An 8361-nucleotide genomic window follows, 5' to 3' on the forward strand; every position below is an offset into this window, starting at 1 on the left:
TAGGGATACCCCGCTGCTTCAAGCTCAAGCTTCGCTTCGTTTAATACTGCATTTGCAGCACGAACTTCATCGACAGATGAAATAAGCGGATACATAAGCTTTACTTGACCGTAATGACTTGCCCGCAAAATAGCACGAAGCTGCGTTTTGAACAAATCTTTACGATCCAGCGATATCCGAATGGCTCTGTAACCTAGAAAAGGATTGTCTTCCTCTGGCAGGTCAAAATAATCGAGCTGCTTGTCACCGCCGACGTCCAGCGTTCGGATGACGAGCGGCTCACCCTCAAGTCGTTCGGCTACGCTGCGATATACCTCAAACTGTTCTTCTTCCTTTGGAAACCGATTTCGATCCATGTACAAAAATTCCGTACGGAACAGCCCAACCCCATGCGCCCCGCTCGACATCGCAATTTCCAGCTCTTTGTAGGAGCTAATATTGGCTGCAAGCTCCAGCCTTTTGCCATCAGGCGTTACCGGGCGATGACCTGCAATGCCATGCAGCCTTTTTTTCGCTTCCGATTGATGAGAGTGCAGCTCTGTGTAATAGTCAATAACTTGCTGAACAGGATCGATAAACACAGTGCCGTCATTGCCGTCAATTACTAGCGTTTGCCCTGTTTGAATAGGCTCAACTAACCTCGTCTCTACACCAACAACAAGAGGTACGCCGAGCGCTCTTGCCATAATAGCTGAATGTGAAGTTTTGCTGCCAGCAAGAGTCACAATGCCGAGCACATGCTGCGGATTAATATGTGCTAGCTGAGAAGGAGACAACTCTTTAGCAATCAATATAAATGGCTGCGTATCTGAAGGCAGTGTAATTTCTGGCGCTCCCAGCAGATGCTTCAGCAATCGATTGCCCACATCCTTAATATCTAGCGCCCGTTCTTTCATGTACTCATCGTCAAGCAGATCAAACATTGTAACAAAATGATCTATAGCTTCTTTAACAGCAACCTCAGCCGCTTTGTACTGGCGTTGGATAATACCTTGGATTTCATTCATAAAGACAGGATCGTCCAAAATGGCTATATGAGCATCGAATATATGTGTTTCCTCTGAACCGACTACATCTCGCAGATCATCTTTAATCTGTTCAATTTCAGACTTAGAGGTACGAATGCCTTCGTATACACGTTCGAACTCGCGGGCAAAATCAGCTACATCGATTTTTTGCTCCGGTAACTCCCATTCCCAATTCGGAAGCACAAACGATCTCCCAATCGCTATGCCTGCTGACGCCCCTATTCCTTGAATCATTGTGTTTCCCCTCCACCGTTTCTCTCTTTAAGTACAACAGACAATACCGAGGACTGCCCCTTTTTCACCGCTTTGAAAGGTGCAAATCGCCATGAGTGAACAAGATCAGAATTTGTTATGACCATAGGAGTAGCAAGAGATTTGCTCTCCTTTCGAACTCGCTGCAAATCAAATTTTATAAGCATCATGCCTGGCGTTACTTCGTCTCCTTCTTTAACGAGCGCATTAAAATACGCTTTGCCAGCCAGACGCGAAGTATCTATGCCTATATGAAGCAGAACTTCCAACCCCTCAGGAGTAAGAATGCCGATCGCATGCATCGTCGGATAAATATGCATCACCTTGCCCTTGACCGGCGATACAAGCTCTCCTTTCTCCGGTATAAATGCGACGCCTTGTCCGACGAGTTTGCCCGCAAATATCGGATCAGGCACCTCATCAAGAGGAATCATGCGGCCTTGCATCGGCGAATGGAACAAAACTTGTGCTTGATCACGATGAATAGTCTTGATCATCTCTTCACGGATGAGTTCGGAATACGTRCCAAATACGACCTGAACATGTCCGCCGCCTAATTTGATTACGCCTGCAGCACCCAGATTCCGAAGTGCATTTATGTCGAGCAGCTTATCGTTGGAAACTTTAAGCCGCAGTCTTGTAATACAGGACTCCATCTTTTCTATATTTTGTTTACCGCCAATGGCTTGCAAAATAAGCGGTGCACGATAAGGGATATCGCCTGCCCATTCATCAAGCTGTGAGCCTTCCTCACGACCTGGTGTCGGAATCCGAAATCTTCGTATCGCCCAGCGAAACAAAAAGTAATAAACGAAGCCAACAACGATGCCGATCGGTATGATTAGCCAACCTCGCGTTGCCAAATGCTCGTTGATAACATAATCTATGGCTCCTGCTGAGAAGGAGAATCCGTGCTTAATGCCAAGCTCATAAGTAACCCACATGATAATGCCTGACAATATCGCATGGACGACGTATAAATAAGGAGCAACAAACAAAAATGCGAACTCTACCGGCTCAGTAACGCCAGTTAGAAATGACGCAAGCGCTGCGTACATAAACGTTTTCCGAATTTTCGGCTTTAAATCCTCGCGCGCTTCGTGAATAATGGCGAATGCGATGGCTGGCAAAGCGAACATCATCGTCGGATAAAGTCCAGCCATAAACGAGCCGGCAGTAGGATCGCCAGCGAAGAAACGCGGAAGATCGCCATACACCATCTGTCCTGAAGCTGTTTCAAAGCTGCCAATTTGAAACCAGAATACATGGCTGACCAAATGATGCAAACCGAATACAACCAAAATCCGGTGTACAAATCCGTATAAAAATACGCCGAAACCGCCACCCGATTCAACAATTTCACCCAGATTTATCATCATGCTCTGTAAATAAGGCGCAATATTGATCATAGCTATTGAGAACAACAAACTAACAACACTTACAAATAACGGTACAAACCGCGGTCCGCCAAAAAATTGTATGTATTCCGGTAATTTTAAGCTTTTAAACCTCTCATGGCTCACGCCTGAAATAATTCCTATTAGTGTACCAATGAGCACGGTTGGCTCAATCGGCACCTCTGCCGACCCTGTAATACCGCTATAAATAGCCATACCTACAAGAGCAGCCATCCCTGCTGCGAGAGCATTACCCGTTAAGCCAAGTGAGATGCCCAGCGCAAAAATATATGGTAAATATGTAAAAATCGTTTCGCTTGCAGCTAATAAATAGCCTTCCATCCCTGGCAGGCCAAAGTAATCCCATGGCAGCTTGCTTAAACTCAAAAATATAGCCGCACCTGGCAGGACAATCATCGGCAGCATGAATGCTCTACCAAGCTGCTGCAGGCTCCCAATGAAAACCATCTTGCACCTCCTTCAAGTTTTGCGAAGCAAAACTACTTCGTAAGCATAAGCTTCAAGTTTTGCAAAACAAAACTAACTCCGTAAGCATTATTCAACACATCTATATCGATGTTAAGCGTTTGCTGCGTTTTTGTCAAAGTAAAACGGCGAGCCTGTAAGGGCCCGCCGATGTTGATGATTCTTTTCTAATTGTATTAAAAAAGTGTTATCGATTACCGCCTGAATAAGGAGAAGAATTGACTGCACTCGTCGACTGCCAGCCTACATGAGAAATGACAGGCCCTGCGTTTTGATAAGCATTCGTTGCTTCATATACAGGGTGAAGCGACGTGTTTGAGTGAGTTTGTGTCATACCGCCATATCCATTTTGGAATTGCGATTGGCCGTAACCTCCATAATTGGAAGCTGCATGCTGAGCATACTGCGCCCCATTATTCGAGGATGGCTGGTAGTAGGAATGTTGTTGGTTATGCTCAGAACCAGCTTGATAACCTACATGTGCGATAACCGGACCTACGTTGCCAAACGCCGTTGCTGGCGATTGCGCGTAGCTGTGAACCGGTTGATGCGACATGAATGAATTGTTCGTTCCCACCGGATGCGTCATATTCGAATAGTTGTTAGGAGCATAATGTTGTGTTTGCGCTCCTTGGCTATAAGCATTAGACGATTGGTAACCGCCTGGCGAGTTAGCAACAATCGAGTGCGTTTCTCTGCCAAAAGTCGGTTGGCTTAGCTGCCCTTGGTAGTGCGATTGCACATGGCCAGATGGCTCAAAATGTGCATTTTGGTTAAGGTAGCTCTGTTGGCCTTGGTAATTACCCGGTTGTTGCGAAAACTGATTCACGTCGTGTCCTCCTTGAATTACAATCGTATTGTCTTCAAGTGAATGCCGCTTGTTTCGCTTTCTACATGCGAAAAACAAGTACGCAATCGCTCTTGAAGCTTTCTTATTGTGTAGGAGTGACCTGTTTTTTATAACTGTTATCTTTTGGGTTTCCCGTTCGGAAGCAGGATGGAATCCTCCACCTTGATACAACGATCCATTATAACCTCAAGACCGCCTGCTGCAGCAATCGCAGCCGCTTCCTCGTTTGCAATGCCAAGCTGCAGCCAGAAGGTTTTTGCGCCGATGGCAACCGCCTCTTCAGCTACAGGCGGCGTATGCTCGCTTCTGCGAAAAACATTTACGATATCTACTGGCACGGGAATATCTTTTAGAGACGCATAACTTTTTTGTCCCAAGATTGAATCGGCGTTAGGATTAACAGGAATAATCGTATAACCCTTCGCTTGCATCGCTTCAGATACCATATAGGATACGCGCTCTGGATTGTCTGACAAGCCTACAACAGCTACCGTCGTGCTATTCTCCAAAATACCCTTAATATGCTCGCGAGTTGGATTCTCAAATGCCATGATCATACCTCGATTCATTATTTTGTGAACAAGCTTCTAAACGTCAACTAATAATTAGCCTTCAATCCATTCAACCTTAGCGCCTAAAGCTTGCAAATGATCGAAGAATATTGGATAGGACTTCGCTACATGATGTGCATCACGAATTCGAATAGGCTGTTTCGCACGCAATCCAACGACCGATAATGCCATGATGACACGGTGGTCGTAATGCGCATTGATTTCGACACCGCCCTCTACACCTTCAGGACGTCCATGCACGATAATCTCTGCTTGGCGTTCTTCGACATTGGCTCCAGCTTTTCTTAATTCATTCAAATAATCGGTAATGCGGTCACACTCTTTGTAGCGCAAATTTTCTACATTATAAAATCTAGATGTGCCTTCAGCAAAAACAGCCGCTGCAACCATTGCAAGTACAGCATCCGTTGCATGATCGCCATCGAACTCGACTGCTTTGAGCTTGCCATTGCCCTTCACGTGGACAATGCCATTCTCATGCGTAAGCGGAACTTCCATCATTTTCAACACATCAACGACAGCGCGTTCGCCTTGCTTGCTCTTCTCTTCCAAACGGTGTACGATGACATCCGATTCCGTTACAGCCGCAGCTGCTAGAATGGCTGCAGACCCCGGGTAGTCGCCTTGCACAGAATAAGTTTTTGCTTCATAGCTTTGACCGCCTGGGATGCGGAACCGCATAAAGTCCTCATCTGCATGGATAACAATACCCGCTTGCTCCAATACTTCTAGTGTCTGGCCAACTACTACTTTTGACTTCAAATCATGCAGCACTTCAATTTCACTGTCCTCTTCGAGAAGAGGCGTCAAAAACAGCAGCGCACTCAAAAATTGCGAGCTTATGTTGCCTGAAACTTGAATTTTGCCACCCTTTGGAGCGCCGCCTTGAATTCGAATAGGCAGCTTGCCTTCATTATGCTCAATAGAAACGCCCATCGCTGTCAAAGATTCAATGAGGTCGCTATGAGGTCGTTTACCTAGAGAATCTGGATAACGATTAATAAAGGTTACGTCTGGGCAAAGTGCCGCGATGGCCATCAAAAACCGCAAAACCGCACCTGCGTTACCTACATCCAGCTGCTCAACTGGCTTAGGATTGCGGCCAAAACCGGTAATAACGATTTTCTCCTCGTCTTCCTCTACCGTTGCTCCCAAATCCCGAATGCAGCGGCGCATTGCATCGCTGTCTTCACTGTGGGCTGGGAAATAAATCGTACTTGTTCCTTCAGCTAGAGCGGCTACCAGAAGGTAGCGAGTGGTATAATTTTTTGAAGAAAGCGCTTGAAGTTCACCTTCAAGTCTTGGGGTTGGTGTCACTAAAACGTCCATAGTTCGTATGATCTCCCTTTTCAATAATATATACACATCTACAGCTGATCGGCTGATTGAGGTGATGATGATCTCCGTTATTTATGAAGCGACCATTGCTCGAGTATTGCAGCAACAACTTCTTCCACACTCATATTTGTCGTATCGATCGTAAAATGAGCAAAATCGTAAGCATGCTCACGCTGTTTAAGCAGCAGATTAACTCGCTCCTCTGCATCGCCTTGAAGCAAAGGCCGCTCTGTGTCCGTCTTTACCCGAGCGATGATTTGATCTGGGCTCGCCTTTAAAGCGACGACAAAACCGTTTTTAAGCATTAGCTCACGATTAATGGGACTTAGCACTGCGCCGCCGCCTGTTGCAACCACACAGGTATCCTCGCGCTCCAAAATCGTTCCCAGCACTTTGGTTTCAATGATCCGGAAACCTGCTTCGCCATCCGATGCGAAAATATCAGAAACCCGCTTGTTTTCCAGCTTTTCGATTTCTTCATCGCCGTCGATGCGCGTGCAGCCCACCTTCTCGGAAAGCAGCTTGCTGACGGTTGATTTGCCGGTTCCCATAAACCCGATAAGCACTAATTTACTCAATTGTTGCCTTCCCATCGTAACCGTTTCACCCTTTTCGTTCTTGTTAAACCAATTTTTCTACAATATCATATCATTTTTTTGTAATACTAGGGTATAAAAAAGTTATATATGCCGTATGGATGATAAAGATGTTTATTCGAGAATAGGAGTGACATTAGCGATGAACAGTGATCTTCAGTTGCCTGATCAAAGTCCAACTCAAAAACGCTTCAATCGTATTCTCGATCCTGACCATCCCCTTTGCCGGGAGGATGTGGTCTGGATGCTTGAATTTATTAAAAAAAAGGTGGCTGACGAAGATCCAGCCTTAAAGGATCTTACGCAGCCACGCTTATTGCAAAATTTTCATTTCTTTGCCGAAGCGGCCATGTCGCTCATCCATCGCAGACATTATTCCAATCAAGAGGCCGATCGGCTGCGCGACTGTTTGCGTCAAGCAGCTTATGGCTTAAATAAGGACAATCCTCGCGAGACGAGGAACTAATGGCTGATCTAATTAAGATTGCATCCAGTTAAAGTGGAAGCTTCCTTCTTTGTCCACACGTTTGAACGTGTGAGCACCGAAGTAGTCACGCTGCGCTTGAAGCAGGTTTGCAGGCAAACGCTCCGTACGGTAGCTGTCGAAGTAAGCAATTGCACTTGAGAATGCAGGAACCGGCACTCCGTTCGAAACTGCAGCGGAGATCACTTCACGCCAAGCCCCTTGGTACGACTCAACGATGTTTTGGAAATAAGAATCAAGCAAAAGGTTGCGCAGGTTAGGATCACGGTCGTAAGCGTCTTTGATGTTTTGCAGGAAGCGAGCACGGATAATGCAGCCGCCGCGGAAGATCATAGCGATTTCGCCGTAGTTAAGATCCCAGTTAAATTCTTCAGAAGCTGCACGCATTTGAGCAAATCCTTGAGCGTACGAGCAAATTTTACTTGCGAACAATGCTTTGCGAACAGATTCGATAAATGCTGCTCTGTCACCTTGGAAAGGTGTTTTTGCAGGTCCGTTAAGTACTTTGCTAGCCGCAACGCGCTCTTCCTTCATAGCTGACAAGAAACGAGTAAATACGGATTCTGTAATGATGGAAAGCGGTACGCCAAGATCTAGCGAGCTTTGGCTTGTCCATTTTCCAGTACCTTTTTGACCAGCGGAATCCAAGATAACATCTACCATTGGCTTGCCTGTCTCAGGATCGTATTTGGAGAAGATATCTCTAGTAATTTCGATTAGGTAGCTGTCAAGCTCGCCTTTATTCCATTCGGAGAAAATTTCGTGCAGCTCTTCAGCACTAACATCAAGTACGTTTTTAAGCAGATCATAAGCTTCGCAAATCAGCTGCATATCGCCGTATTCGATTCCGTTATGTACCATTTTCACATAATGACCGGCGCCATCTGGTCCGATATATGTGCAGCAAGCATCGTCTCCAACTTTAGCTGAAATAGCAGTAAGAATGGGCTCAACCAGCTCGTAAGCGGATTTTTGTCCACCCGGCATAATAGAAGGTCCTTTTAGAGCTCCCTCTTCGCCGCCAGAAACGCCAGTTCCGATAAAACGGAAGCCTTTAGCTTCAAGATCTTTGCTGCGACGAACAGTATCAGGGAAATAAGCGTTGCCGCCATCGATGATGATATCGCCTTCAGCCAAATGTGGAACGAGCGAATCAATTGTTGCGTCTGTTCCTGCACCTGCTTGTACCATAATCAAAATTTTGCGGGGAACTTCCAATGATTGAACAAATTCCTCGATTGTATAAGTAGGAACAAGATTTTTCCCAACTGCTTCTTGAACAAGATCATCAGTCTTCTCGCGGGAACGGTTGAACACCGATACCGTGAAGCCTCTGCTTTCAATGTTAAGGGCAAGGT

The 8361-nt window shown here is 45.9% G+C and carries 8 protein-coding genes; 1 reads left to right on the top strand and 7 read right to left on the bottom strand.

Annotated elements, in window-relative coordinates; translation table 11 throughout:
* The 6 genes from ptsP to AC1DSE_RS25170 all read right to left on the bottom strand — a co-directional run.
* The coding region (gene ptsP / locus AC1DSE_RS25145; RefSeq protein ID WP_477528360.1) for a phosphoenolpyruvate--protein phosphotransferase at positions 1–1262 on the bottom strand (1262 nt) is incomplete at its 3' end.
* Positions 1259–3145, bottom strand: coding sequence for a glucose PTS transporter subunit IIA (locus AC1DSE_RS25150; protein WP_339208798.1), 1887 nt, complete (start codon positions 3143–3145; stop codon positions 1259–1261). The genes AC1DSE_RS25150 and ptsP, both read right to left, overlap by 4 nt.
* A 205-nt stretch (positions 3146–3350) precedes the next feature.
* Entirely contained in the window at positions 3351–3992 is a 642-nt protein-coding gene (locus AC1DSE_RS25155; protein WP_339208797.1) for a hypothetical protein, read from the bottom strand.
* Positions 3993–4129: 137 nt separating this feature from the next.
* On the bottom strand, positions 4130–4564 hold the full coding sequence (locus tag AC1DSE_RS25160) for a CoA-binding protein (RefSeq protein ID WP_076268227.1): 435 nt from the start codon (positions 4562–4564) through the stop codon (positions 4130–4132).
* 54 nt (positions 4565–4618) lie between these two features.
* A complete protein-coding gene (aroA, locus tag AC1DSE_RS25165) occupies positions 4619–5914 on the bottom strand; it encodes a 3-phosphoshikimate 1-carboxyvinyltransferase (RefSeq protein ID WP_477510134.1) in 1296 nt (431 codons plus the stop codon).
* Between the two features lie 77 nt (positions 5915–5991).
* Positions 5992–6501: a shikimate kinase gene (locus tag AC1DSE_RS25170; protein ID WP_339208792.1), complete on the bottom strand. Its 510-nt coding sequence runs from the start codon at positions 6499–6501 to the stop codon at positions 5992–5994.
* A 160-nt stretch (positions 6502–6661) separates the two neighbouring features.
* Between AC1DSE_RS25170 and AC1DSE_RS25175 the strand changes: the two genes are divergently transcribed.
* Complete coding sequence (locus tag AC1DSE_RS25175; protein ID WP_076268224.1) at positions 6662–6985, top strand: hypothetical protein; 324 nt, start codon at positions 6662–6664, stop codon at positions 6983–6985.
* Positions 6986–6997: 12 nt separating this feature from the next.
* Here the strand turns inward: AC1DSE_RS25175 and gndA are convergent.
* Positions 6998–8361, bottom strand: a 1364-nt coding sequence (gene gndA / locus AC1DSE_RS25180) for an NADP-dependent phosphogluconate dehydrogenase (protein WP_477528361.1), incomplete at its 5' end; no start/stop codon positions are given.

The organism is Paenibacillus sp. 01L418 (assembly GCF_056400045.1).